The sequence below is a fragment of the Campylobacter concisus genome (assembly GCF_902460545.1).
Lineage (GTDB): Bacteria > Campylobacterota > Campylobacteria > Campylobacterales > Campylobacteraceae > Campylobacter_A > Campylobacter_A concisus_AE.
On sequence record NZ_CABPUE010000001.1, the window covers coordinates 320539 to 347147 of the forward strand.

General features: G+C 36.6%; 30 protein-coding genes. 8 read left to right on the forward strand and 22 right to left on the reverse strand.

The features are described 5' to 3' along the window. The 10 genes from FZ949_RS09250 to hemB all read right to left on the reverse strand — a co-directional run. The coding region (locus FZ949_RS09250) for a hypothetical protein (protein ID WP_187424699.1) at positions 1 to 183 on the reverse strand (183 nt) is incomplete at its 3' end. Continuing rightward, positions 183 to 1649: an HlyD family type I secretion periplasmic adaptor subunit gene (locus FZ949_RS01585; RefSeq protein WP_072594859.1), complete on the reverse strand. Its 1467-nt coding sequence runs from the start codon at positions 1647 to 1649 to the stop codon at positions 183 to 185. The genes FZ949_RS01585 and FZ949_RS09250, both read right to left, overlap by 1 nt. Before the next feature lie 2 nt (positions 1650 to 1651). Then, complete coding sequence (locus tag FZ949_RS01590; RefSeq protein ID WP_103579788.1) at positions 1652 to 3790, reverse strand: type I secretion system permease/ATPase; 2139 nt, start codon at positions 3788 to 3790, stop codon at positions 1652 to 1654. Positions 3791 to 3793: 3 nt separating this feature from the next. Next, entirely contained in the window at positions 3794 to 5743 is a 1950-nt protein-coding gene (locus FZ949_RS01595) for a bifunctional diguanylate cyclase/phosphodiesterase (RefSeq protein ID WP_103579789.1), read from the reverse strand. Continuing rightward, positions 5740 to 6396, reverse strand: coding sequence for a transglutaminase-like cysteine peptidase (locus tag FZ949_RS01600; protein ID WP_054196396.1), 657 nt, complete (start codon positions 6394 to 6396; stop codon positions 5740 to 5742). Before FZ949_RS01600 ends, FZ949_RS01595 begins: the two co-directional genes overlap by 4 nt. A 20-nt stretch (positions 6397 to 6416) precedes the next feature. Next, complete coding sequence (locus FZ949_RS01605) at positions 6417 to 8087, reverse strand: TolC family protein (protein ID WP_103579790.1); 1671 nt, start codon at positions 8085 to 8087, stop codon at positions 6417 to 6419. A gap of 116 nt (positions 8088 to 8203) precedes the next feature. Beyond that, the gene (gene hemN / locus FZ949_RS01610) at positions 8204 to 9565 is read right to left on the reverse strand and encodes an oxygen-independent coproporphyrinogen III oxidase (protein ID WP_148790038.1); all 1362 of its coding nucleotides are present in this window, start codon (positions 9563 to 9565) and stop codon (positions 8204 to 8206) included. Then, positions 9558 to 10043 (reverse strand): DUF2603 domain-containing protein, encoded by a 486-nt coding sequence (locus FZ949_RS01615; RefSeq protein WP_012001494.1) that lies wholly within the window; start codon positions 10041 to 10043, stop codon positions 9558 to 9560. Before FZ949_RS01615 ends, hemN begins: the two co-directional genes overlap by 8 nt. Then, positions 10040 to 10957, reverse strand: a complete 918-nt coding sequence (argF, locus tag FZ949_RS01620; protein ID WP_103579836.1) for an ornithine carbamoyltransferase — start codon at positions 10955 to 10957, stop codon at positions 10040 to 10042. Before argF ends, FZ949_RS01615 begins: the two co-directional genes overlap by 4 nt. 1 nt (position 10958) lies before the next feature. Beyond that, complete coding sequence (hemB, locus tag FZ949_RS01625; RefSeq protein WP_103579837.1) at positions 10959 to 11930, reverse strand: porphobilinogen synthase; 972 nt, start codon at positions 11928 to 11930, stop codon at positions 10959 to 10961. A 68-nt stretch (positions 11931 to 11998) separates the two neighbouring features. Here hemB and ribA point away from each other — a divergent pair, with 68 nt between their 5' ends. Genes ribA through htpX form a run of 5 tightly spaced genes read left to right on the forward strand, consistent with a single transcriptional unit; the run spans position 11999 to position 14559 of the window. Continuing rightward, entirely contained in the window at positions 11999 to 12562 is a 564-nt protein-coding gene (gene ribA, locus FZ949_RS01630; protein WP_103579838.1) for a GTP cyclohydrolase II, read from the forward strand. Beyond that, positions 12562 to 13128 carry a 16S rRNA (guanine(527)-N(7))-methyltransferase RsmG gene (rsmG, locus tag FZ949_RS01635; protein WP_103579839.1) on the forward strand — a complete coding sequence of 189 codons (567 nt, stop codon included), beginning with the start codon at positions 12562 to 12564 and terminating at the stop codon, positions 13126 to 13128. Before ribA ends, rsmG begins: the two co-directional genes overlap by 1 nt. Then, positions 13125 to 13319 carry a hypothetical protein gene (locus FZ949_RS01640; protein ID WP_103579840.1) on the forward strand — a complete coding sequence of 65 codons (195 nt, stop codon included), beginning with the start codon at positions 13125 to 13127 and terminating at the stop codon, positions 13317 to 13319. The genes rsmG and FZ949_RS01640 overlap by 4 nt, the downstream gene beginning before the upstream one ends. Then, positions 13316 to 13681, forward strand: a complete 366-nt coding sequence (locus FZ949_RS01645; protein ID WP_103579841.1) for a hypothetical protein — start codon at positions 13316 to 13318, stop codon at positions 13679 to 13681. Before FZ949_RS01640 ends, FZ949_RS01645 begins: the two co-directional genes overlap by 4 nt. Before the next feature lie 8 nt (positions 13682 to 13689). Continuing rightward, positions 13690 to 14559, forward strand: a complete 870-nt coding sequence (gene htpX, locus FZ949_RS01650; RefSeq protein WP_107953845.1) for a zinc metalloprotease HtpX — start codon at positions 13690 to 13692, stop codon at positions 14557 to 14559. Positions 14560 to 14797: 238 nt separating this feature from the next. Here htpX and FZ949_RS01655 read toward each other — a convergent pair whose 3' ends face one another. From FZ949_RS01655 to pgp2, 5 genes are read right to left on the reverse strand one after another with little or no spacing between them, the layout of a single operon-like run. Next, positions 14798 to 15199 carry a flagellar protein FlaH gene (locus tag FZ949_RS01655; protein WP_087578589.1) on the reverse strand — a complete coding sequence of 134 codons (402 nt, stop codon included), beginning with the start codon at positions 15197 to 15199 and terminating at the stop codon, positions 14798 to 14800. Further along, positions 15190 to 15621, reverse strand: a complete 432-nt coding sequence (locus tag FZ949_RS01660; RefSeq protein ID WP_148790039.1) for a peptide deformylase — start codon at positions 15619 to 15621, stop codon at positions 15190 to 15192. The genes FZ949_RS01655 and FZ949_RS01660 overlap by 10 nt, the downstream gene beginning before the upstream one ends. Positions 15622 to 15630: 9 nt before the next feature. Continuing rightward, the gene (locus FZ949_RS01665) at positions 15631 to 16644 is read right to left on the reverse strand and encodes an alanine racemase (protein ID WP_148790040.1); all 1014 of its coding nucleotides are present in this window, start codon (positions 16642 to 16644) and stop codon (positions 15631 to 15633) included. Continuing rightward, a complete protein-coding gene (cmeU, locus tag FZ949_RS01670) occupies positions 16637 to 16876 on the reverse strand; it encodes a CmeU family protein (RefSeq protein ID WP_087576821.1) in 240 nt (79 codons plus the stop codon). Before cmeU ends, FZ949_RS01665 begins: the two co-directional genes overlap by 8 nt. A 2-nt stretch (positions 16877 to 16878) precedes the next feature. Beyond that, positions 16879 to 17844 (reverse strand): cell shape-determining L,D-carboxypeptidase Pgp2, encoded by a 966-nt coding sequence (gene pgp2, locus FZ949_RS01675; protein WP_148790041.1) that lies wholly within the window; start codon positions 17842 to 17844, stop codon positions 16879 to 16881. A gap of 137 nt (positions 17845 to 17981) precedes the next feature. Between pgp2 and FZ949_RS01680 the strand changes: the two genes are divergently transcribed. From FZ949_RS01680 to FZ949_RS01690, 3 genes are all read left to right on the forward strand, one after another. After that, positions 17982 to 18404, forward strand: a complete 423-nt coding sequence (locus tag FZ949_RS01680) for a copper chaperone PCu(A)C (RefSeq protein ID WP_103579847.1) — start codon at positions 17982 to 17984, stop codon at positions 18402 to 18404. A gap of 71 nt (positions 18405 to 18475) precedes the next feature. Then, complete coding sequence (locus FZ949_RS01685; protein ID WP_021090968.1) at positions 18476 to 18871, forward strand: hypothetical protein; 396 nt, start codon at positions 18476 to 18478, stop codon at positions 18869 to 18871. Positions 18872 to 18880: 9 nt separating this feature from the next. Beyond that, positions 18881 to 19423, forward strand: a complete 543-nt coding sequence (locus FZ949_RS01690) for an SCO family protein (RefSeq protein WP_148790042.1) — start codon at positions 18881 to 18883, stop codon at positions 19421 to 19423. 301 nt (positions 19424 to 19724) lie between these two features. Here the strand turns inward: FZ949_RS01690 and FZ949_RS01695 are convergent, their stop codons facing one another. From FZ949_RS01695 to napA, 7 genes are read right to left on the reverse strand one after another with little or no spacing between them, the layout of a single operon-like run. Continuing rightward, on the reverse strand, positions 19725 to 20066 hold the full coding sequence (locus FZ949_RS01695) for a chaperone NapD (RefSeq protein WP_072594844.1): 342 nt from the start codon (positions 20064 to 20066) through the stop codon (positions 19725 to 19727). Further along, positions 20063 to 20998, reverse strand: coding sequence for a WD40 repeat domain-containing protein (locus tag FZ949_RS01700; protein ID WP_103579849.1), 936 nt, complete (start codon positions 20996 to 20998; stop codon positions 20063 to 20065). Before FZ949_RS01700 ends, FZ949_RS01695 begins: the two co-directional genes overlap by 4 nt. Next, the gene (locus FZ949_RS01705) at positions 20995 to 21462 is read right to left on the reverse strand and encodes a 4Fe-4S dicluster domain-containing protein (protein WP_103579850.1); all 468 of its coding nucleotides are present in this window, start codon (positions 21460 to 21462) and stop codon (positions 20995 to 20997) included. The genes FZ949_RS01700 and FZ949_RS01705 overlap by 4 nt, the downstream gene beginning before the upstream one ends. Then, entirely contained in the window at positions 21462 to 21989 is a 528-nt protein-coding gene (locus FZ949_RS01710) for a nitrate reductase cytochrome c-type subunit (protein WP_103579851.1), read from the reverse strand. The genes FZ949_RS01705 and FZ949_RS01710 overlap by 1 nt, the downstream gene beginning before the upstream one ends. Then, positions 21986 to 22777 carry a quinol dehydrogenase ferredoxin subunit NapH gene (gene napH / locus FZ949_RS01715; RefSeq protein ID WP_103579852.1) on the reverse strand — a complete coding sequence of 264 codons (792 nt, stop codon included), beginning with the start codon at positions 22775 to 22777 and terminating at the stop codon, positions 21986 to 21988. The genes FZ949_RS01710 and napH overlap by 4 nt, the downstream gene beginning before the upstream one ends. Then, positions 22774 to 23532 (reverse strand): ferredoxin-type protein NapG, encoded by a 759-nt coding sequence (gene napG, locus FZ949_RS01720; protein WP_021090635.1) that lies wholly within the window; start codon positions 23530 to 23532, stop codon positions 22774 to 22776. The genes napH and napG overlap by 4 nt, the downstream gene beginning before the upstream one ends. A 9-nt stretch (positions 23533 to 23541) precedes the next feature. Further along, positions 23542 to 26322: a nitrate reductase catalytic subunit NapA gene (gene napA / locus FZ949_RS01725; protein ID WP_103579853.1), complete on the reverse strand. Its 2781-nt coding sequence runs from the start codon at positions 26320 to 26322 to the stop codon at positions 23542 to 23544. Positions 26323 to 26609 lie beyond the last annotated feature (287 nt).

The window sequence follows — 26609 nt, forward strand, 5'->3', positions numbered from 1 at the left end:
ACTAGCAACATCTACTAATTGTAAAAATTCTATTTCACTATCACTAAATTTAAATCGTTCAATTTCATCATTAACTATATCGCAGCAATGATTATCTTTTATGAGATAGAAATTTTGTAAATTTTGAAATTTTTCAATCTCATATTCACCAAATTTCTTATCATAAAAAGCGATCTTGCCCATTACCTCTCCGTTAAGGCATTTTGTTTTGCCTTTAAAATAGGCTTTAATAAATAATCAAGTATTGTCTTTTTGCCGGTAATGATATCAGCTGAAACTATCATACCAACTTTTATCCTAAGTGGCTTTTCTTCGCTACCAAGATAATTTTTCTCAGTTTCTATCCTGACCAAATAATAGCTCTCGCCAGTTTTTTCATTAGTCTCTGTATCGGCACTAATCTGCGTTACTTTGCCTTTTAAGCCACCGTAAATACTAAAATCATAGGCCGTAAATTTAACCATCGTATCAAGCCCAGGCCTCAAAAATGCAACATCAGCTGGTTTTACTTTTACTTCAGCAACCAGTTTATCTTCAAGAGGAACGATCTCAGCAATATTTTCACCAGGCTTAATAACTCCTGATACAGTATGAACCATCATTTTGCTGACAATACCATTTACTGGAGATCTTACATATGTTCTTTCTACTCTATCGCTTAGACTAATTTGTGATTCATTTATCCTTGCGATCTCTGCTGAAACTTCATTTAGCTCTTTTTTTGCATTGTTTTTAAAAGCAAGTTTTGCTTCTTCGATCTTATTTTTCGCTTCTTTTATAGTTGATTCAACTCTTGGTACGGCAAGAACGGCAGCATCGAGCTCGCCTCTTAGATCATTTACTCGTCTTTGAAGCTGGATGTATTCAACCTCGCTAACAAGACCTTTTTTAAAGATTGGCTCCATAATAGCCTTTTCTTTTAGAACAAGGTTATAGCTATTTTGAGTTTGAGAAATTTTATTTTTTAGCTCAACCAACTCACTCTGGCGTTGATGAATTTGCTCTGTTAAAATTCCTATCTGTTCATTTAAGTGATCGATATTTGAATTATGTAGACTTAGCTCATATCTTATGGCTTTACTATTGTTCGCATCTCTAGCTTCATCGTAGTCAAAATCCTTATCATTTGCCTCAGCATCAAGTCTCATAAATTTTGCTTGAAGTTCATCTAGTCTTAGTTTTGACTCACCATAACTACTCGTAAAATTTTTATTATCTAGCCTTATTAAAATTTGATCTTTCTTAACTTCATCACCCTCTTTTACAAAAATTTGATCGACTATACCGCCTTCGAGATTTTGTATTGCTTGGTTTTTTCCAGACGGGATGATTTTACCACTACCTCTTGTGATCTCATCTATTTGTGCCCAGGAAGCCCAAACAAGAAGCCAAAACATAGTTATAGCAACCGTATAGAGTATCTTTTTAGATGTAGATGGAGCTTTAGCCAAAACAGCCTCAGAAAGGCTTGACATAAATTTCAAATCATAAGCATCATAATTTTTTGTTTGAAGATTAGACTTTATATCATCTACGCTATTTAAAATTTTATTACTAGCTTCTTCTTGTTCTTTTATGTTATTTTCAGAAATTAATCTTTTTTCAGTTTTTGGATTTTCATTTTGTTTATTCTTGATATCTTCTTGCATGATCACTTCCCACTAAGTCTTGCTAAAACTTCATCTCTTGGTCCGTCCAATAAAATTTTGCCATTATCCATAACTATAAGTCTATCAACAAGATCTAGCATCGACGTCCTATGCGTGACAAGCAGCATCGTTTTATTTGCTGTATTTGTCTTTAAATTTATTTTTAACTTATTTTCAACCGTATTATCAAGAGAATTTGTTGGCTCATCAAGCAAAATAATAGGACTATCTAGCAAAAATGCCCTAGCCACAGCTATACTTTGACGCTGTCCGCCACTTATGCCGTCACCTCTTTCAAAAACTGGCATGTCAAATCCAAGTGGATGGGCATTTACATACTCATCAACTCCGCTTACTTTAGCTGCTTTTATAATCTGAATATCATCAACATATGGTGCTTTTTGAACAATATTTTCTCTAACTGTTCCTTTAAAAAGCACAACATCTTGCGGAACATAACCGATATTTCGCCTAAGATCGGCTGGATCAATTTGATTAATATCAATACCATCAATTAGCACTGAGCCTTCAGTTGGTGAGTAAAGTCCCAAAATGAGCTTTTGTAAGGTAGTTTTTCCAGAGCCATTTTTGCCTATAATGCCAACTTTTTCACCTGGCTGAATAACAAAATTTATCCTATCAAGCGAACCTTTTGTGGTATCTGGATAAGTAAAGCTTACATTTTTAAACTCGATCTTTCCATCAAAAGAATTTCTTCTAACAAATTTTTTACCTTCTGGCCTTTCAACAGGCATTTGCATAATCTTACTAAGACTTTGATAGGCTGTTTTTGTCTGCTCAAAATTTGCAGCAAGTGAAGCTACCTGCCCCATAGGAGCGATAGCACGAGAGCTAAGCATAACCGCAGCGATAAGACCACCCATTGTAAGGTGCATATCTTGTATCATATAGACGCCAAGAACAATGATGGCAATAGTATTTAATTGCACTAAAAAAGATGTAACAGTCGTTATCGAAGTTGTAATAATTTTTGATTTAATGCTTCTATTTGCTATTTCTCCGGTTGCCTCTTCCCAGTTCCACTGTATATGTCCGCTAGCACCAAGGGTTTTGATAGTCTCAAGACTACTAAGGCTCTCTATTAAAATTCCATTTTTTATAGCCGAAGCCTCAAATGTACTTTTAATAGCATTTTGAAGTGGATCTTTTATAAAAAATGTATAACATAAAATAGCTATCATGATAACAATTGGCACAAGTACGATATAGCTTCCTATAAAATAAGTAACTATCAAGAAAATGATCGCAAATGGAAGATCGACAATTGCTGCCAATGAGGCTGATGAGAAGAAATTTCTAACCGTATCAAATTCCTTTAAATTACTAGCGAATGAGCCAACAGATTTTGGTTTATTGCTAAATTTCATATCCATAACGCGCTCAAATAAAATAGAGCTCATTATGATGTCACTCTTTTTGCCAGCAATCTCAAGAAAATATGATCTTACAAATTTTAAAAAAAGATCTATGCCATAAACTACACTTACACCAAGTGCCAAGACCCAAAGTGTCTCAACCGCATTATTTGGCACGACACGGTCATATACGTTCATCGTAAAAAGCGGACTAGCAAGAACAAATAAATTTATAATAAAACTTGCAAGAACAACATCAAAATAAATCTTTTTTGAACGTTTTAGAGTTCCCCAAAACCAGTGGTCATTGCCCGCATCAATTAGCTTTGTTGAGCTAGTATCCTCTGGAACAAACTCGCGCTTTAGATAGTATGCATAGCCTAAATATTCTTCTTTTAATTTACTTATTTCTATCGTACTAGTACCAGTTGAAAGTTCTGGCGTTATGATATTTGCTGTCTTTTTATCTTTACTAAAAGATTGCAAGATGCAAGCTTTTTTGCCTCTAAGCATTAAAATGCAAGGTAAAACTAAAGGAGAGATTTGTTCAAGATCTTTTCTTACAAGGGTAGAAGCAAAGCCGGCACGAGAAGCAGCACGAGAAAATAAAGACCTTGAGCTTTTAAGTGAAAAAAGCTCAATCTCATCGCCATCTTTTACTGGCAAGCCAATAGTTAAAGCATCGGCACTGTATGGATTATTATGAAGCTTGGTAAAAATAACCAAACATTGAAGCAGTTCATCTTTTATCTTATCACTATGCATCTATCATCCAATGTTCTTAATTTCATCTATATAAATTCCTTGCATATTTTTAATACCAAGATCGATTAACTTTTTCTTCTGCTCTTCGCCTTCAACACCGATTGCGATCAAAATAATGTCTTTTGAACTTAAAACAACATCAAGTGATTGTTTTGTGTTTACTCCTGACTTATCACTTAAGAAGTCAATCAAGACATTTGACTGAATTTTTACATAATCAGGGTTAAATTCTTTTAGTTTCTCGATACCTTTTGCGTTAAGCTCGAAGTGGTCAAAACCAAATCCAAAGCCAAGTTCTTTTAATTTTTTAGTAAGCTTAACTATACTTTCTATGCTAATATCGTCTTTATTTGGAATTTCTATATAGTTTTTATATTTCGAAATTTGACTTATCTTTTTAAGTGTAGCTTCGAGTTTTGAAAAATTTTCATCTGAATTTAATATCTCTTTTCCCAAATTTATGGCCAAGTTGCCACTTGGTAAGATATTCTCCGGTAAAATTCTAGCTACTCTATTTAAGATATGAAGATCAAGCATTGCACCTAAATTTAGCTCATTTACCATCGGCATGAAATATGAGGCCATACGCCATACGCCATCTTTATCAACAAGCCTCAAATAAAGCTCATACTGCTCAAAATTTGAATTAAGATCAATCACTTTTTGAGCTGCGAATTTAAATTCATCCTCTTTTATTGAGTCAAAAATAAGCTCTTTATACTTCTCTTTACCAATCACCAAAGTATTTTGATTTTCATTAAATACCTTATATGTAAAGCTTCCAGCAAGTCTTGAGCTAGCCAATGTAACGTCAGCTGAAGTAAGAAGTGTCTTAATATCAGAATTTGGTGAATACTCTACTATCGCAGCATTTACTGGATACTCGCTATCATTTAGTGCAAAATTTGCATAAAGCTTTTTAAACTCGTTCATAATTTCATCACATAGAGCCAAGAAATTTGATGAATTTCTACCATACGAAAGTACAATGAAATCATTATCGTTGAGCCTTGCAACAATCGCATTTTTATCATTATGAATTGATTTTTCTTGTAAAATTTGAGCTATTTTCATTACAACGCTTTGCCATTTTTCAAAGCCAAGCGTACTTTTTAAATTTATTAGATCTTTAAAACTAACAAGTAGAGTAACGCCACTTGAATATTCTTCACTTGCTAGATACTCACTAAATTTAGTTTGAAAAAATCTTCTGTTATTAGCACCACTCATTGTATCTTTATATAAAAGTTCTTGATACTTACTAAGTGTGGCTGCCTCTCTCTCAAAAATGTCTTTTACCTTGCTAACCATAGAGTTCATAGCTAGAACCATTTTTTTAAGATCAGCTGTAAATGGAATTCTTTTCTGAATAATAAATTTATTATCAAGTATGGCCTCAGCCTGATCTTGAACCTTCATAAGTGGTCTAAAAATAGCTTTTAGAGCAAAATATGCCACCACAAGAGTGACAATTATCATTAGAAGAAGAAAATTAAAAATATTTTTTGAGTTAGTATAAAGCTCATTATAGGCAAGCGCGGTACTGCCTTGAACATAAAGTGTGCCAAATTTTGCCCAACCAGTCATAATCTCGCTATCTGCTATTGGCGCTTCAAACTTGGCTATTTTGTAAAACCACTCAGGAATATCTTTAACAACTGTTTGTTGAGAATTTTCAATAAGAACCTTGCCATCAACATCTTCAAGCTTGATAAGCTTGTATCTACCGCTGTCAAACATAGAATTTATCATTGTTTGAGCCAAGGACATGTCATCTGGATCGATAATAGGCTTTAAAGCAAGTCCAAGCGAATTTGCTGTATGCCTTGCGTTTTCACCAAGCTGGTCATTAATATATCCATTTAGGCTCTTAAAATTTAAGTAGCCAACAGCCATAAAAATCATGATACCAAAAGTTATCACGGCGATCATAATTTGTTTAAATAGCGTCATAAATCCTCTTTTCCTATCCTATCTATTAGTTCCATCCACTTAGGATTTTGTTTTTTATTTCCACCTGGTATTGCTTGACCAAGACCTTCTTGTTTTGCCAAGTATAGCGAATCACCATTAAAACTATAAACTGGAACAAGGTCTGTTCTTTGAGTTGCGATTTTTATTTTACCATTTATGTTATCTAAAATTAATGGAATAGATTTTGGTGTATCGTAGTATGCTAAAACCATATGAGCTTGATTGTATCTTAAGGCTTTAACATATGTGAAGTATAATTTTTGAGTTGGAATTCCTAGTTGCTTTAGTGTAAAATATTTTGCAATAACGTAGTCTTCGCAGTCACCAGCACCTTTTCCTATAAATTCCATTCTAGTAGCCCAATAATCCTTTTTGTGCCAAAGTTGCATATCATCAACCCATCTAAAAGAGTTAAAAAAGTCATTTACTTTTATTAATTTCTCTTGTTCAGTTGCATCTTGCAATGAAGTCATTAAAGAATTTAGAGCAGAAGCTCTTCTTCTTGCATCTTCTCCATAAATTTTAGCTACCTTTGCTATAGTTGTTGATTTTATAAAATCTCCAATAGCACTTGCTAATAATAAAAAAAGGACGCTTACTATAAGCGTCCAAAAATTTGTCTTGACCCTCATGGTCATTACTTTTTACATTTTTATCTTAAATCGTTTTGAATGCTGCAAGCACCTTGAATGTATCTCTTTGCAAAACCTGGTTCAAAGCTATCTGAGATCATTCCCATATTATCTAACAGTCTATATTTTGCATAAGATAGTGCTGTCTCAGTTGTAGCAATCTCTTTTAACGCAGAGTTATATTCATTTTCAGCATCAAGCAAGTTTATAAGATCGCGACGACCGATTCTAAATTCATCCTGATAAGCATCAAGTGTAGCTTTAGCATACTCAACGTGTTGATTTAAGTATCCCATTTTTTCTTGGTTAAGAACATAATTTTGCCATGAAAATTCCAAAGATTCTTTAAGTTCTCTTACAAGATTATCCAAAGTTTGTTGCTCTTGTTGAACGGCAAGTTGACTTTTTTCTTTATCTAGTTTATCATTACCTTTATTGTAAAGGTTATAGTTTAGTCTTAAAAGTGCGTCAAATGTTTGTTCTTCATAATTGTCATATAAAACATTTGAATGATCATACGCACCAGATACAACAAGATCTAGTTTTGGCAAGAATGGCGCATTTTTCTCTTTTACAACTGACTCTGCCATAGCAATATTTGATTTTTGAACCAAAAGTGATGGGTTACAAAGAATTGCTTTGTTATAAACAGCCTCTTTTGTGCTAGGCAAAGGAAGGCTAAACTCAGGCATTAGTAAATTTTTAGCCGCAACTTTTTTTCCATATAATTTCTCAAATGTAGAAAGTGCATCTTCATAGTTATTTTTAGCGGCTGTATAGTTTGATTGAGCTAAAGTATAGCGTGATCCAGCTTGTCTCTCTTCAGAAGCTACGCCATAACCTGACCTTGCTCTATCTTTAATTTGGCTATAAATTTCCTCATGACTCTTTACATTTTCTTCTTCAATGTCTAAAATTCTCTTAGTTTGAAGAACTTGCAAGTAAGCATTTGTAGCATTTAATGTAAGTCTATCTGCAGCTTGTGCTACTGAATAAGCAGCTGAATCAAGCCTTGCACTTTGAGAATTTATTCTATTTTTATCAGCACCACCATTGTATAGATTTTCAACCAAAGTTAGAGATGTACCAGAAATTCTTCCATCTCCTCTTCTTGTAGAAACTCCATCATCAAGGCGTTTTTTCTCATATCCCACTCTAGCAGCAGCGTCAAGTGTTGGATAATAGGCATTCTTTGCTATTTTTAGATCTTTACCAACTTGTAGATAGTTAAATTCTGTAGCTTTTAAACTTGGATTTTCATTTAAAATAGTCTTTATAACTTGATCTAAAGTCAAAACTCCATCATCAACTTGTGCTACTGGTTTTACTTCAGTTGATATAGCTTGTTCTATATTAGATTTTTTTGTTGTTTGAGTATCAGCTACAGGTGCTTTTGGTCTCATTAAAGCATCCTTATAGCCTGATTCGTTTTGAACTTTAACTAATAGACTATTAGCTTCATCCTCAGAGACTGGAGTTGTGTCAACATATAAAAATTTTCGTCCACCAACCTCATAGATACCTGTAGTTAGTCTGCTGTCAGAGATCTTGCTATTGACTTTATTAACAGCACTATCAATTCTAGCCTGATTATCATCTTGTGCAAATGAAGCTAGAAAAATCCTATAAGGAACATCTTGAGCTGACAGCACAGTTGCTGCCAAAGCACTAATTGCTAACATCTTTTTCATAACTAAGATCCTTTTACCTTATTTTTATTATTAAGTCTATACTTAAATTTTGATACGAATTATACACCAAGAAATATTAAATGCATTTTAAATATCTTATGACAAAAAAATAATTTTTATATAGTTTTAGAAAAACGCCTTAAATTCTCGGGAATTTTCTTTAGATATTCATCAAAACACATTGCAATATTTCGTATTATCAATGTTCCAGTTTCATTTACGCTGATTTTATCTGCTGTAACATTGACAAATTCACTTAAATTTTTAAGCTCCTCAAGCTCATCCTTAAAGTGTTCAAAAAAATTTATATGGAATTCATTCTCGATGGCTTTGATATCAAGTCCAAAATTACTCATTAAGTTCATAATCACACTCTTTCTAAGCAAGTCTTCATCGCTTAGATAAATTCCCTTTGCGTATGGTAACTTTCCACTATCGATCGCTTTTTCATACTCATCCATATCTTTGTGATTTTGCGCGTAGTGTCTTTTACACTCACCGATACTTGTGATACCTATGCCGATAAGATCAGCGCCACCTTTTGTCGTATAGCCTTGGAAATTTCTATGCAAAGTGCCATTTGCCAAAGCGCCAAAAAGCTCATCATTTGGCTTTGCAAAGTGATCCATTCCTATCATTTTGTAGCCATTTTTAGTTAAAAACTCAGCTGTAAATTTTAAAATTTCAAGCTTCACTTCTGGATTTGGCAGGGTTGTCTCATCAAATTTACGCATCGACTTTTTTATCCACGGCACGTGAGCGTAGTTAAATACTGCAAGTCTATCAGGATCAAGTGTAAGAGCAAGCTCAAGCGTCTTTTTAAAGCTCTCTAAGCTTTGATACGGCAGACCGTAAATTAGATCCATATTTATTGATTTTATACCCTTTTCTCTAGCCATTTTTACGGCATTTTGAGTAATCTCATAGGGCTGAATTCTATGAATTTCTTTTTGCACTTTCTCATCAAAGTCTTGCACGCCGTAGCTTATGCGGTTAAAGCCGTGAGATATGAGCACATCAAGCTGCTCATTTGTCAAAAATCTCGGGTCTATCTCGCAGCTTATCTCAGCCTCTTTTGAGAAATTTTTAAATTTAGCCTTGATAAGTTTGATGATCTCATCAAGCTGGGCGGCATTGTAAAATGTCGGAGTGCCGCCACCAAAGTGCATCTGCAAAACCTCAGTGCTAGTATCTAGGTGGCGAGCTAAAATTTCAAGCTCTTTTTCTATATATCTTATATATCTCTCTTTGCGGTCCTCTTTGCTCGTGTAGATGACGTTACAGCCACAAAAATAGCAAGCACTCCTGCAAAATGGCAAGTGCAAATAAAGCGAAAGCGGCCTTTTTTTATCGCGGTTTTCAAGCTCTTTTACGTAAGCCTCATAGCTAAATTTATCACTAAACTCCGGTGCTGTCGGATAGCTCGTATATCTTGGCCCTGGCCTTGAATACTTCACATACGCGCTAAAATCAATCATCTGCCCTGCTCCTTGCCATTTGGATCATCTCTTTTATATCTACAAATAAATTTGGATGCTCTTTTTTGATATTTTTTACCAGCTTATCAAGGTCAATGTTAAACTGCCTGCTCTTTTTATCGTGAGCGATCTTTTTGATCTCATCCATCGCAACCACCCAAACATCGCTAAAATCAACTGGGATATTTTGCCAGATCGTCTTTTCAAGCCTTAGGTCAAAATTCTCTTTTTGCGACTCTTTTAAGGCCTCTATCAAAGCTGAGAGCGATTGTACAGAAATGACCGTGTGTAAATTTTGATTTTCATCAATGCCAAACCACGGCTCTTTCGAGTCCCAAGAGCCACTTTTTAAATTTAAGATATGCTCGTTTGGATTTTTCGTTGAAACTATCTCAAAGACCGTTTTTTCAGGCTCGCTTAGCCCAAGGTTATTACCGATCTCATCTATCTCATCATATATATTTTTCTCTTCACTCATCTTCTTCTCTCGTCTAACCAGACCATCACGCCCTTTTGTGCATGAAGTCTATTTTCCGCCTCGCTAAAAATTTCATCCGCGTGCCTTTCAAAGACCGCCTCGCTCACCTCGTAGCCTCTGTAAGCTGGCAAGCAGTGCAAAAATATCGCATCTTTTTTAGCTAAACTCATCAAATTTTCATCCACGCAGTATCCAGCAAAGTCTTTTAGTCTCTTTTCTTTCTCGGCCTCTTGACCCATCGATACCCAAGTGTCCGTAGTAACTACATCGGCACCATTTACCGCTTCTTTTATATCATTTGTGATAAAAATTTTCGCACCTGAAATTTTTGCGTTTTCATTAGCCATTTTTAAAATTTCAGCGTCCGCCTCGTAGCCTTTTGGCGTGGCGACCCTTAGCTCAAGTCCTAGTCTGCTTGCTAGTATGAGCCACGAGTGAGTCATGTTGTTGCCGTCTCCTACGTATGCGACCTTCTCGCCTGCGCTAAATTCAAGCATGGTTAGATAGTCTGCCATGAGTTGCACTGGGTGAAATTTATCGCTTAAGCCGTTTATCACTGGCACGCTTGAAAATTTAGCAAATTCTTCTAGTGTCTCGTGCTTATCAACCCTTAGCATAGCCATATCGCACATCCTGCTTATAACTCTAGCGGTGTCACGTATAGGCTCGCCACGTCCTATTTGTATATCATTTTTACTTAAAAATAGCGCATATCCGCCAAGCTCATGCATGCCCACATCAAAGCTCACTCTAGTTCTGGTTGAACTTTTTTCAAATATCATCGCAAGCTTTTGATCTTTAAGATATGGCTTAAATTCTCTAGCTTTCGCCTCTTTTTTGATCTTGCGGGCTAAATTTATCATCTGCTCGATTTCATCTTTGCTAAAGTCATTTAGCGTCAAAAAGTGCCTCATCTTAGCCCCTTAAAATTTTAGCCGCTTCTTTTGCGTGATAGGTGATGATCAAATTTGCACCTGCTCTTTTAAAGCCGATTAATGTTTCCATCATGACGCGATCATAGTCGATGATACCGGCTTTTGCGCCAGCTTTTAGCAGTGCGTACTCGCCACTTACGTTATAGACGCAAAGCGGTAGAAGTGTCAAATTTCTAAGCTCTCTAACAATGTCAAGATAAGCAAGCGCTGGCTTTACCATCAAGATATCAGCGCCTTGCGCCTCGTCTTGTAAACTCTCATTTATAGCCTCCAAGCGGTTTGCACTATCCATTTGGTAGCTCTTTCTATCACCAAAGCTTGGTGCACTTTGCGCCACGTCACGAAATGGTCCGTAGTAAGCTGAGGCAAATTTAGTCGAGTATGCCATCACTGGTAAATTCTCAAAGCCGTTGCTATCAAGCGCCTCTCTTAGCGTTGCGATGATGCCGTCCATCATACCGCTTGGTGCGATCATGTCGGCGCCATTTTGAGCGTGTATCAAAGCTTGTTTGGCTGAAATTTCAAGCGTTGCGTCGTTGTCGATAGTGTTATGCACGTGATCGATTATGCCGCAGTGGCCGTGGTCTGTGTATTCGCAAAAGCAAAGATCGGTGACAACTACTAAATTTGGAAATTTATCTTTTATGGCTCTAAGCGCGGTTGCGATGATGCCGTCGCTACTTAGTGCGTCGCTGCCAACGCTATCTTTTAGGCTTGGTATGCCAAATAAAATGATCGATTTTATGCCTAAATTTACTATCTCTTCGCACTCTTTTAAAATTTCATCGATACTCATTTGATAGACGCCTGGCATCGAAGCGATCTCGTTTTTAACGCCTTTGCCCTCGACCACAAAGAGCGGATAGATGAAGTCATTTACGCTAAGGCTAGTCTCTCTTACCATGTCTCTTAAAGCTGGATTTATTCTTAATCTTCTAAAACGTTTAAACATATTTTTGCCTTTTCTTTGTTAAAATGCGTGATTTTTAGCTAGTTTAGCACAGTTGGAGTAAATTTAAAATGAAAATAGAAATTTCAAACGCCGCAAATCTACCCTCAAGATTTGGCACTTATAAGGTTCAAGCCTTCAAAGAAGGGGCAAAAGAGCACCTCGTGATCTACAAAGAGCCTTTGAGCGAAGTAGTAAATCTTAGAATTCACTCCGAATGCCTAACTGGCGATGCGATCGGGAGCCTAAAGTGCGACTGTCGCGACCAGCTAGAAGCGAGCCTAAAATATATCGAAGAAAATAGTGGCATGGTCATCTACCTGCGTCAAGAGGGCAGAAATATCGGGCTTTTAAATAAAATAAATGCTTATAGCCTGCAAGATAAGGGCTTTGACACCATTGAGGCCAATCACCAGCTAGGTTTTAAGGCTGATGAGAGGACGTATGAGGTGGTTGATTTTATCCTAAATCACTACGGCATAAAAGAGATAAATTTACTCACAAATAACCCATTAAAACTTCACGGACTAAGCTCTGTAAAGATCGTAAAACGCGTGCCTATCGTCATAAAACCAAATAAATTTAACGAAGGCTATTTGAAAGTAAAAAAAGAGCAAATGGGGCACATCTTGTGATGAAAAATGAGCTTTGCTTGCCGGCAGAATTTGACGAAAAAGTAAAGGCTTACGCTCAAATTTTTGCTAAATTTAACAAAGTTCATAGCTTAAGCAATTATAAAGACATAAGCGAGCAAGTGCTTGATAGCATTAGACCGCTTGAAATTTTTGAGCTAAGTGCCAAAACGGCGATCGATGTGGGCAGTGGGGCTGGCTTTCCGGCGATATTTTTAGCCCTTGCGATGCCGCGCACTAAGTGGCACCTTTTTGAGCCGATAGCCAAAAAGTCATCATTTCTAAGCTATGCTAAGATCGAGCTTGGCTTGCAAAATTTAGAAGTTCATAGCCAAAAGATCGAGCTTGCAGATAAATTTACGGCTGATCTCATCACCTCAAGGGCGCTTAGCAAGACAAAAGAGCTTATAAAAATTTGCGAGGGGTTTTACGATGAAAATACTAAATTTCTCATCTATAAAGGCTCTAGTGTCATGGATGAAATTTCAGGCATAGATGCGCAAATTTATAATGATAAAAATAGAAACTACATATATTTTAATCTCAAAAACCAAGAGGAGATACGTTGAAATACTTGCTTTTTGTAGCGATTTTGGTTGCAATTTACATCATATTTTTTAAAAATAGAAAAAAAAGCGACAAGATAAGCACCAGCAACTTCGAAGAGTGTAGCAAATGCGGTGTCTTTAGTGACATCGACCAAATGGTGCTAAGAGACGGAAAATACATCTGTAAAGAGTGCATAAAGGGTGAGGGATGAAAATTTTGGGTGATGAGCTGATCAAATTTGAGCCACTATTTCTTTGCAAAAGTGAAGATGAAATTTCAAACGGCAGGCAAAATCTCTTTAAATTTGATAGAAATTTCATAAAAAGGGCACTAGAAGTTGGAGCAAACTTTAGCGTTTTTGTGACGAATGCAAATGAAGCCATTATCGCAAATGCGGCTGGAGCAAAATTTATTATCGCAGATATTGACATTGCAAAAGATCTAGCAAAGATAGCTGAGAGTCATCTATTTGACGCACTTATAGCTGTTTTGATAAAAGATGAAAGCGAGCTAGCACAGCTTGCAAAATTTAACATAGACGCTGCGATCTTGCCAAACGCTATAAAAGAATAAGGACAAAGATGGAAATTTTTAAAACCGCTTTTTTAATGGTTACTTTAATGCTGATTTTTATCGCTGTTGGCGGATATATTGGAGGTGAGCATGGCATGATGATCGCCTTTTTGATAGCGGCTGGCACAAATATCTTTTCATATTTTTTTAGTGATACTCTAGTGCTTAAAAGATATAACGCTATCCCAGTCGATGAGAGTAACGCTCACGGGCTTTACGAGATCGTATCTCGCCTCACACAAAAGGCAAATTTGCCTATGCCAAAAATTTACATCATCCCTGAAGAGGTACCAAACGCCTTTGCCACAGGCAGAAACCCAAGCCACGCAGCTGTCGCGGTAACCGAGGGGCTTTTAAAAATTTTAAATGAAAACGAGATCGAGGGCGTACTAGCTCACGAGCTAAGCCACGTAAGGCACTACGACATCCTAACTGGCTCAATCGCTGCCATACTAGCTGGCGCTATCGCTATGCTTGCAAATTTTGCTAAAGTTGGCAGTATTGCTGGGCAGAGTGGCGGTTCAAGAAGAGGTGGCGGTAATGCCATCATTATGCTAGCACTTGCTATACTCATGCCAATAGCTGCCACAATCATCCAAATGGCGATCTCAAGGGAGCGCGAGTACAAGGCGGACAAAGGCGCAGCCTATCTAACAGGACACCCAGAGTGGCTTGCAAGTGCTTTAAGAAAGCTTGAGAGTTACTCAAATTCTTACATTATGCAAAACGCAAGCGAGCAAAGCGCTCATATGTTTATCGTAAATCCATTTGGCTCGCTAACTAACAAGCTTGGCGTACTTTTTAGAACACACCCAAGCACTAGCGATAGGATTGCTGAGCTTGAAAGACTTGAACAAGAGATAAAAAGAGGCATGTAAAAATTTAGCCCTTAGTAAAATTTGGGCTAAATTTCTTCTTTCTGCTATATTTTTTGGCTTTAAATTTATAAATTTACAAAAATTTTAAATTTTATAAGCGAGTAATTTCGGATTTGATTTTAGTGGCAAACTTTTCGAAGCTTAAAATCAGTAGTCGATTCTTATGAGTAAATGGAATTTTAAATTTTGCAAAAAGATCAAAATTTTATAATCAAAAACTGAATTGTAGCCCCAAATTTCACTGCAATTTCTTGCAGTCACGATCTTCTATAGTGTACTCAAAGATCAATTCACCATTTTCTGAGTAGAAAAGCTCATCCAAGGTAACACCGATACTTAGCATACTTAAGATTTCTTTATCTTTGCAAGCAGTTCGCAGATTCTCTTTTTTGATAGCTTCGATAAATTCTAAAAGCTCTTTCTCTTCAAGCCTTTTGATCTCTTGCTTTCTTGCATGTTTGACGGCGTATCTATAGATGAGCGTATCACCGACATTCAAGATATCGTTAAGTGTCAGTGTTGGCGTACAGATAAATGGGAGCTTTTTTTTGTAGTAAGTTGCATGATTTTTCGCTGCCATATCTGGCGTAAGAGCCAGGGCAAGCGAGTAAAAAAACAGTAAAAAAATGACTACTCGCAACTACTTTTATCCAAATTTATATCAAAAAAATGCCTGCCCCCAAAACCGTAACTACCACTTAGAGTGATGCCACGATTTAGCACAGCTCTAGCCATACCTGAGTTGCAAAGCGCATCTTTTCCATTTTTATAAAACTCATCTTTTAAAGCTAAAATTTGAGCTTTGTTGTAGCCTTTTATTCTCTTTGTCTTGGTCTCGTTTAAAACAAACTCACCGTGTATGTTTAGCCCGCTGCTGCTTACATCTTTTAATGTAATCATCTCATCGATCCTGCTTGGTAAATTTGGCTTTGCAGTTTGGACGACAAAGGTTGGGATCTGCTTAGTATCAAGCTGATTTAGTATCTGCTCATAAATCTTAAACTCGCTCTCTTGTACGCCAAAAGCAAGGCTAGCAAGAGCTAATAAAACGATCTTTTTCACATATTGCCTTTATATAAATTTTCTAGTAATGTTTGGCGAGAGTTTTACTAAAATGTCATAACTTATCGTATCAAAAAAATTTGCCCAAATATTTACATCATCAAAGACACAGACCCACTCGCCGCTATCTTTACAACTAAAGCTATCCATAGAAATTTTGCCCAGTATTGGCTCGTTATTGGCAAGTCTTAGCTCGCCACATCCATTGTATCTTAGCAATCCATCACCATATCCAAGATCATAAGTGGCTACATTTATATCTTCTTTTGCGCTAAATTTAGCACCATATCCAACACCTTGACCACTTTTTAAAATACGCCTGCTAACTCTTCTTGCCCATAGCGAAAGTACTGGCTTTAATCCCAAACTATCACCAAACTGAGCATATCCATACTGAGCGATGCCAACGCGCACCATATCATCATCGATTTTACTTGCTCTTTCAAGCGCAGCTGAATTGTGAGAGTGAAAGATCGGTTTTTTTATACCAAACTCATCGCAAAGAGCTAAAATTTTCTCTTTTGCAGCCCTAAAATTTTCCCTTTGCACAAAATAATCAGCATTTAGCTCATCACTTGCGCGAAAATGAGTATAAGCTCCAAGAAGCTCTAAATTCCTTCTTGTTAAAATTTCAAAGGCGTAATCAAGCTCGCTAATATCAAGCCCATTTCTATGCATACCAGTGTCGATTGCAAGATTGATTTTTGAGCCATCTTTTATCTTTAAAAGTGCCTCTATGTCGTTTATCGAGTAGATAAATTTACTACTTTCATTTCCAGTTGGGATATGTGAGAGAATGAGAATATTTTCAAATATGTCAGAAATTTCATCTGCCTCAAACTCACTTTTTACAGCACAAATTTCTATGCCAAATTTTTTAGCTTCACTAGCAATAAGCCTTACGCCATGACCATAAGCATTGTCTTTTAATACAACTATTACTTTCTCTTTGCCGCCAGCTTTGGCACAAATTTGAGTGAGGTTATGAATATATGAAGCTTTATTTAGGCGTATTTCAGACATTAAAATTCACATTAAAAGCAGTATAAACATCCGGTAAAAGCTTTCTTACATTGTAATCAAATGCATAAAATTTGGCGTAAATTTCTTTCAGATCAGCCTCTTTTACTTTACTAAAATCAAAAACATCAGTACCATTTTTCTTTGGAACCTGACGGTCAAGCTCAGCAAAAAAAGCAGCTCTTGCCTCTAAAATTTTTTCGATTTTTTCTTTTACTTCTTGAGATTTTTCCACTTTTACTCCTCTATAAAAATTTTCATATCATCGTTATAAAGCTTCACATAAAGCGTCTTTTGACCAGCAAATTTATGTGTATCTGAAACATAATCCTCATAAAAACTCACACGAAAAAGCCTATCATTTTTAAGATTCGGATAAGGCGTGATGAGAAAATTTGAAAAACTAATGCGTTTTTTCTCTTTTTTAGAAAAAATAGCCCGTTTCATACTTTTAAATTTTTCCAAGCTCATACCATCGTATCGCTCAAAGTTTTTATCGTAAAATTTAAGATAGTTTTCAATGTCGCTCTCGCTCCATGTCTTTTTCCAGCCCAAAAGCCCAGAAATGATCACTGCAATATCTTTTGCGCTAGCTTCTGGACGCTTATCTTCATAAATAAATGCAAGTGTTTTTTTGTGATCCACCATATCATCAAATTTCATCAAAGTATCATTTTGCATAACCACGCAGCCTTTTGTTTTTAGCTCATCTGTCCTTTGACCATCAAGTGGATAGCCATGTATCCAAATGCCACCGCCATTTCGCTTTGCAAGCTTATCAAGTAAATTTGGATATGAAAGCGAAAATGCAAGTGGGCCAAGATATCTATCATTTGGCGTAAATCTACGTGTAAGCTGATACACTCCAACCGGTGTTTTTAGATCGCCTTCAAGAAGCTTATCGCCATTTTTGCCAACTATAACACTTGAGCTAAAAAGCTTTTTTGTAATGCCGCCATTATAAGAGATCACTTCAAGCTTCTTTTTAGTTTTATCAACTACACTTAGAAGTATCTCATTGTCATAATATCCATATCTTACATCCTTGCCCTCAAGCTTTTTTAGCCAGTAATCCTTACTTAAAATATTTTTTTCGATGGCGTCAATAACAGCAGCTGAGCCATTTTTTAAGTAAATTTCTTCGTAATTTTGGGCAAAAAGACAAGGCGATAACGCGATGAAGAAAAATATAATTTTTTTCAAGTGAAATATCCCAAAAAGTAAAATTTAGTCCGTAATTATATCCTAAAAAATTTATATTTTTAGGTTTTAAAGGCAAATTAAGTAATCCTAAGTGTATAATGTGAAAACCATTATTAATTTTATCACAAAGGAAAAATATGAAAAAAATCGTTTTTGGTGCGATGCTTGCAGCTTCTGCTCTTATGGCGGCTGATATTAGCCTAGAAAATGTTAGAGCTAGAGATACAAAACCTGGCACAAACAATAGTGCAATTTTTATGGATATAAAAAATGCTTCAAATTCTGATGTAAAGCTTATTGGTGCTCATTCAAGCGTTTGCAAAAGTACAGAAATTCATACACACAAAATGAATGATGGTATGATGGCTATGGTTCAGATTGAAGATGCAGTGATACCAAAAAAAGGTGAAACGAAACTAGCTCCTGGTGGTCTACACATCATGCTTATGGATCTAAATAAACCATTAAAAGATGGTGATAAAGTTGATTTAGAGCTAAAATTTAGCAATGGCGAGAGCATAAAGCTTGATAATATCGGAGTAACTAAAAACTTTAAATAATGAAAAAAATCATAATTATTTTTTCATTTATCTTTATTGTTCTAGGTGCTTTTTCGATAGGCTATAAGCTTATGACAACAAGTAAGGAAGATCCACCTGAATTTGCCGATGTAAACACATCGCTAGATCCTTTAAAATGTGATCTAAACAACAAATCTTGTGAGATGGAATTTAAAGGCGTAAAGCTAAAAATAGACATCTCACCAAGACCTATTTATGCTATGAGACCTTTTAGCTTTAAAATCATTAACGGTAAAAATTTAGGGCTAAAAAATCCTAGTCTTGAGATAGACGGCATAAATATGAACATGGGATCAATCAAAGCAAGACTTGAGCCAAGAGGCGATAACTTAACTGCTCAAGTAGTGCTAAGTGCTTGCGTTGTCGAGCTTATGAGATATAGATTTAAAGTGCTTGATGACGAAAAAGAAACTGGTTTTTTTGTAGATCTTGATCTAAAATTATAGAGGGTAACCATGAAAAAGGCATTTTGGGGCTTAATAACAATCTTAATTTGTATAGGTGTTGCACTTTTGCTAATAAAGCCAAACAAGTATGATTTTAAGGCACTTTCACAAAATGGTGAAGTAAGTCTTAAAAATTATGACGGAAAGTACAAAGTTATATATTTTGGTTATCTTTTTTGCCCCGATGTCTGCCCTACTGCGCTCTCTTTGATTGGTGATGAGCTAAATAAACTAAAAAGAGATGACTTTGAGTTACTTTTTATTACGCTTGATCCTGAACGCGATACTCCTGAAAATTTAACTCTAATGGCAAAAAATTTCTATAAAGATGCCGATGGATTAAAACTAAATGCCTTAAAAGAAGTGGCAAAAACCTATGGTGTAAAATTTCAAAAAGTCCGTCTTGAAAACTCAGCCATGGGCTACTCTGTTGCCCACAGCTCTTCAATATATTTAATAGACAAAAAAGGAAATTTTTATAAAGAAATTTCAAATCTAACAAATGAAAACATTGGAGAAAATTTATTAAATTTGATCAAAGATAGACCTTAAGGCTATAAATTTAGTAAGCCAAAACTGGCCTATTAAAATTCTTTATGCAAGCATCATCTCAAGATATTCTAAGCTAAAATTTAATTCACTTGTTATGTTTTTGATTTTAATGCTTGCTGAGTGATTTTTCACCAAAAATCTAAATTAAGCCATTAAACATAAATTTAAATCTACAAACCAAATAAAGTTAATTAAGTGAAAACAGTATACTATCAATGAATTTATTAAGAAGATCTATACGAAAGGTGGGCTTTTGCGCTATAAATTTTAATGATAATGCAAAAGCTAAATTTAAGTTTTACTATTTCACTCTATGATGCACGCTGCCGCCATAAGTAATATCCTCTGCCTTTACCTCATCACTTGTTAAAATTTCACTTATCTTGCCATTTTCTTCTAGCTTTTTCCTATTTTCTTCGGCATCTTCTTGATAGCTGTAAACCATCGCAACGCTCACTACTCCACTGATAGCTTCTATCTTTTTAAAATTTTTTATCTCATCTTCAATACTATCTGAGCTAACTACCACTACGATTCTATCGTCTGCGTCAGTTATTATTTCACACTCTTTTAGCTTTTTTATCTCATTTTTTACACTTTCATTTTTATTGTCCGTATAAACTATTAAACTTGAAATATTCATTTAATTCTCCAAAACAAAATTTTATTCTCATAGGCTGAAGTTACGACTTCATTGTCGCTTATAAAAACTATGCTATTTATCGTACTTTGCCCAGTTTTTAGCATTGCGATGTTTTCTAAGCTTTTACTATCAACTAAATTTACATCACTCATCTCATCGCTCATATAAGCTGCTACTCTACCGTCATCGCTAAGGCCGACACCATAGACCAAAAAGCCAGTATTTATCTTTTTTAGGCTTCCAGCTGAAAATATCCCCACGATCCTATCGGTACCTCCGCTGATCATGACACCATTTTTATAGGAGATGTCGTAGATATTGTCTGTATGAATGTCTAAAATTTGATCCATTTTTTTAGCTTTTATGTTATAAAAGTAGACCTTCCCGCTCTCACAAGCGATAGCTAGAGTGCTTCTATCTTCATTTATCTCCATATCTGAGAGCATTGCAATTGAAATTTTAAAGCTGTCATAAATTTCACCACTTTTTAAGTTTAAAAAGTAAATTTCATTACTAATTGAAGCAAGTGCAACATGCTCATCATCTAAAAATAATGCCTTTTTTATCGCTTGATTATCCATTTTTATGCTTTTCATCTGTCCATTTTCTCTTAGATGAAGCACCTTTGTAGCGTAATCACCTTCGCTAAGTATAAGAGTTTTACCATCAATTTCATCAATACTTAAAATTTTTGGTCTTTCGTGATCACTAACGTAGGTTTTTATATCATCCATCTTGATGATCTCTTCAAATTTAGACTCTTTAGGATCATAAATTTCAACCGTCCCTCCATCAGTCGCGATAAAGAGTTTGCCATTTATTAGCGTTGTGCTTAGCACATTTGCACTAGCTTCTATCTCTTTAATAGGCGTTGTGATCTCATTTGCAAAGATAAAATTTAACAAGCAAAAAAGAAAAAATAAAACTCTCATAAGGCCTCCATTTGAAGTGAATTTTTAAAGCAAACATCAAAGCACTCGCCGCAACTTACGCAGTTTTGATTAACAATAGGTCTAAAAACGCCAAGAAATTCGACTGCTTTAAATTTACAAGCATCAAGGCAGTTGTAGCAGATCGTATCGTTCCATGCTAAACAGCTAGAAACATCGATACTAACTTTTGCGTTTATACTCTTTGGTGAGCTTAGGCTTAATGTCTTCTTGCCAAGACTCTCACAAGCCTTTGCGCACTCTTCGCAAAAGTCACAGCCCAGCTTTTTAACTTTAAAAACTACCCTTTCATTTTCAAAGCTAAGAAGCTCTTTTTCACAAGCATTTACGCAGCTAGCCTCACAGCCGCCGCAGTCAAACTCACCGCTAAAAAATGGCGGAGTTATAAATTTGGGAGCAGATTTTGCCCCCAAAATTTTACTAAAAAGCTCTCGCCTGCTTTGCATTATTTAACACCATCGTTTAAAACATCTAGCAAGTTTGACTTATGAGTGCCGTTTTTATCTCTAAAATCAGGCTTAAATTTATTGCCAACAAGCTGCGTTACGCCATTTTGTTGCTCAACGTGGCATGTTGTGCAGTTATATCTTTCATCATCAAGCTTGCCTGCAAGATCTTTTTTGTTTCTGATATCATAAAAGTGAGATGATGGTATCGGTGTTGCTCCACTATCTTTCGCAAACTCTGGCATATGGCAGGTTACGCACATATTCATATCTTTTGTGATAGGCACTAAACCCTCAGTATCATGTGGGATAAATGGCGGTGCATTTTCAAAAGACCTATCAAATTTCTTTGACATACCAGCTGGCTCTTTTGTGTAGTTCACATCTTTTAATACAACGTCTTTATCGTCAAGCAAATCAATATTTCTAAGGCCGATTTGCGAATCACTAATACTTGGATTATTAAAAGCACATGCCGCAAAAAACGCAGCGCACAATCCTCCAAGCATCATTATTTTTATTTTCATTTTTCTCTCCTTAAATTTCTAATACTAAATTTCAAAGCCCCGTCTCCACAAACATCGATGCATCTGCCACAGCTTATGCACTCGCTTGAGCTAACCGAGCGGCTCTCTTTACCGATCATGTCAAGCACTTGCATCTCTGGGCAAATAAGCTTGCATTTCATACATTTTGTACAAGCCTGGGCATCATGTTTTACTCTAATTAGGGCAAATTTTGAGATGATGGCGTAAAAGGCACCAAGTGGACAAACGTGCGAGCAAATGCCACGCTTTAACACGAACATATCAAAAGCAATGATTGCAACCGCTATGCCTAAAGCACTAGCTGAGCCGTAAATAACGCCACGCTGAATAATGCCAATATAGCTAACGCTCTCAAATACCGGATAAGACAAAGCAAGGCTTAATATAAGAGTAAGAGCCAGCAAGTAATAACGTAAATTTTTACTCACATTTAAGACTTTTTCGCCCTTAAAGCCAAATTTTTCTCTTAGTTTAAAAGCGATATCGGTTAGTAAATTTATTGGGCATATCCACGAACAAAACGCTCTTGGAGCAACTAGCGCGTAAAATGCAAAGATAATGCCAGCTCCAATAATTGCATTTATGCCAGCACTAAAGCTTGCAAGTAAAATTTGAACCAAAGCAAATGGATCGCTTAGTGGAATTTTTCCAAAAAGCAAAGATGAGCTTAAATTTCCGCTAAGTATCTTAACTCCGTAAAAATTTCCTAGGATAAATAGTGCTAGGATAGAAATTTGAGTTATTCGTCTTAAGATTAAAAATTTCATAGCTCACCACCATTTAGATAATCAGTCGCTTTTTTAATGTCAAGTTTTATTTTGCTGTCTGCATCGTCTATGCGTCTTTCATCTTCTTTGACCCAGCCTTTGACGTAGTTATCGCCTACTTTGCCAAGCACCGCGTCACGATTTAGCACAGTAATGGCCGCTTTTTTAGTGATACAGGCTCGCTCGCATAGGCCACATCCGGTGCAGATGTCGCTATCGACCACTGGAAGTAAAAAGGCATGCTTTTGCGTCCTTTCGTTGCGGCGATACTCAAGATACAAGGCCTTATCTATGAGCGGACAGGATCTGTAGCAAGCATCGCACTGTATGCCCCAGTATGCCACGCAGTTTTTCATATCGACCACTGCAACGCCCATTTTGGCCTTATTTATATCAAGCTTGCCTTTTGTGCTTACTAAATTTACGTCCAAAGCTCCAGTCGGACAGGCTGGTACACAAGGGATGTTTTCACACATATAGCAAGGAATTTTTCTAGGCTCAAAATAAGGCGTTCCAATGCTTATGCCATCCTCTAGCGATGAGAGCTTTAGCGTATCAAATGGACAAGCCTCTACGCAAAGCCCACACCTAATGCAGCTTTGTAAAAATTGCTTCTCTTCTTTTGCACCAGGAGGCCTAAGAAGCATAAGTGGCGAAGCTTTAGCGCTAAGCGACCAAACAAAGCCTCCACCAAGAGCCAAAAGCGCTACTTTTGCTCCAAATTTTAAAGCCTCTCGCCTACTTGAAAATCCCATATCGCTCACCTATGCTTTGTAAATTTTAACCGCACACTTTTTATAGTCTGTCTCTTTTGAGATCGGGCAAGTAGCGTCAAGACATACTTTGTTTATATATACGTTTTCATCGAAGAAAGGCACATAAACAAGACCTACTGGCGGCTTATTTCTACCTTTTAGATCTACTCTTGCTTTTACCTTGCCACGACGTGATTCGACCCAAACGATCTCATTTTGCATTACGCCAAGATTTTTAGCATCATCTTCATGCATATAGCAAAGCGCCTCTGGAACCGCTCTATAAAGCTCAGGAACACGCATAGTCATCGTACCTGTATGCCAGTGCTCTAGCACACGGCCGGTGCATAGCCAGAATGGATACTCCTTGCTTGGCATCTCGCATGGATCCATGTAAGGGCGGAAGAAAATTTTTGCTTTGTTCGCAAGAGATGTTTTCTCTTTATTTTGTACGCCTTTTAGATCGCCTGTTGGAAGTGCTGCATTTTTGTTGCCGTAGAATGCAAATTTCTCATTTGGAGCAGCTTTTTTAGCGTATGGATCAAATTTAGTGTTAAACCTCCACTGAGTCTCTTTGCCATCAACTACTGGCCATCTAAGACCTCTTACTCTGTGATAAGTGTCAAAATCTGCTAGGTCGTGGCCGTGTCCAACGCCAAATTTTCTATACTCTTCCCAAAGATATTTGTGGATGAAAAATCCATATCCTTTAAATTCTTTGCCATCTGAGCCGATCACTTTTCTGCTATCGCCAAATACTTCTGTATTGTCGTAGTTTTCCATGATTGGATCGTTTGCGCTAAATTTCTTAGCCTCTTCGTTTGCAAAAAGCACGTCAAATAGCGTATCTTCTTCGCTGTATCCCATAGCTTTTGCAGCTTCAAGCACATTTGGGAGAGTCACTTTATCGTTTAGTTTTTTCTCACCCCAAACGTCTTTTAGCTTAAAGCGCTTGCTAAATTCCATCATTTGCCAAATATCAGGCATCGCTTCACCAACTGGAAGTACTTGCTGTCTCCAGTGCTGTGTTCTTCTTTCGGCATTACCGTATGCGCCCCATTTTTCATATATCATCGCAGTTGGTAGGATAAGGTCAGCAACTTTTGCAGAAATTCCTGGATAAGGATCGCTTACGACGATGAAGTTATCCATCTCGCGAGCCGCTTTGATCCAGTGGTTTGCGTTTGCAGTATTTTGCCATGGGTTATTTACCTGAACCCAGATAAATTTCACCTTACCATCTTCAACATCACGCATCATTTTTACGTAGTGTGAGCCTGGAACAGCATTTAGTGTGCCAGCAGGTAGTTTCCAAATTTTTTCAGTTGTCTCTCTATGTTTTGGATTGGCGACAACCATATCAGCTGGCAAGCGGTGAACAAATGTTCCAACCTCTCTTGCAGTGCCACATGCACTTGGTTGGCCAGTTAGAGAAAATGCTCCTGAGCCTGGAAGTGCTTGTTTGCCAAGTAAGAAGTGAACCATATAAGCTTGCTCATTTACCCATGTACCGCGTTGATGTTGGTTAAAGCCCATGGTCCAGAAACTTACAACTTTGCGGTTTTTCTCGATATAAAGATCAGCAAGAGCTTTTAGCTTTTTCTTAAATTCTTCTATATCTTCGTTTGGATCGCCCTTTGCTACCTTCGCTGTAAAATCAAGCGTGTAAGGATCAAGAGCTTTTTTAAACTCTTCAAATGTTATTTGCCAGTGATCGCCAGATTTTGCAGCATTTTTATTTTCTAGCGTATCGCCAGCTTTTAGTCCAAGATAAGAAAGCGTAACACCCTCAGCCTCGCTTAGTACCTTTGACTTCTCAGTCGCAGCAGTATCTAGCTCGCTTGGAGCATATTTTTTGTGATGAATGTCTGGGCGCAGGCCATATCCGATATCAGCTGGGCCAGCTGTGAAGACACAGTGCTTTTTAACAAATTCTTCATCGATCATCTCTGGGTGGTTATAAACTATCTCGCGAGCGATGTAGTTCCAGATAGCTAGGTCAGATGACGGAGCAAAAATGATCTCGATATCAGCCAAATTTGATGTTCTAGTTGAATAGGTGCTTAAATTTACAACTTTTACTCTATCAGGATCGCTAAGCTTTCTATCGCTTACGCGTGCCCAAAGGATCGGGTGCATCTCAGCCATATTTGCGCCCCAAGCTACGATAGTATCAGTTAGTTCGATATCATCAAAACAGCCTGATGGCTCATCTATACCAAAAACTTGCATAAAACCAAGAACCGCACTTGCCATACAGTGTCTTGCGTTTGGATCGATGCTGTTGCTTCTAAAGCCACCTTTCATAAGTTTAACGGCAGCGTAACCTTCTGGAATTGTATATTGACCAGAGCCTAGAACTCCGATGCCATGAGGGCCTAGTTCATCATATGCTTTTCTAAACTGAGCCTCCATCACGTCAAATGCTTGTTTCCAGCTTACTTGCTTAAATTTACCTTTTTTATCAAATTCGCCTTTTTCATTTACACGCAAAAGCGGATGAGTGATCCTATCCTCGCCGTACATGATCTTAGCGTTAAAATAGCCTTTAATGCAGTTTAGACCACGATTTACTGGTGCTTCTGGATCTCCTTTTACAGCTACTATCTTGCCCTCTTTTGTAGCGACCATGATGCCACAGCCTGTTCCACAAAACCTACAAGCGGCCTTATCCCAGCGCCAGCCTTTTTCGGCTTCGCTTGCTGCACTTAGCGAGCTTGGTGCGGCTATACCAGCACTAGCACAAGCAGCACTAGCTGCAGCACTTTTTATGAATTCTCGTCGATTCATTCTTTCTCCTTTAAAGATTTAAAACAAATTTAATTGATATTAACCTTGCAAAACTTATTTACAACTGATTTACATTTACAAAAATTTCAAAAAACTTAAGCCAAAAATGTAAATATTTTTCTATATAAAAATATTAATTTTCTCACAAAGCACGATTTTAAAAGAAAATACTATTTAATAAAATTTAAAAATTTTAGAGTTGTTATCAAAAAAGCTAAAGAAAACAAAGTAAAATTGTTTTTAAATATTTGAGTAAAAAAGTAACATAAAGTATTTTAAAAAATTTT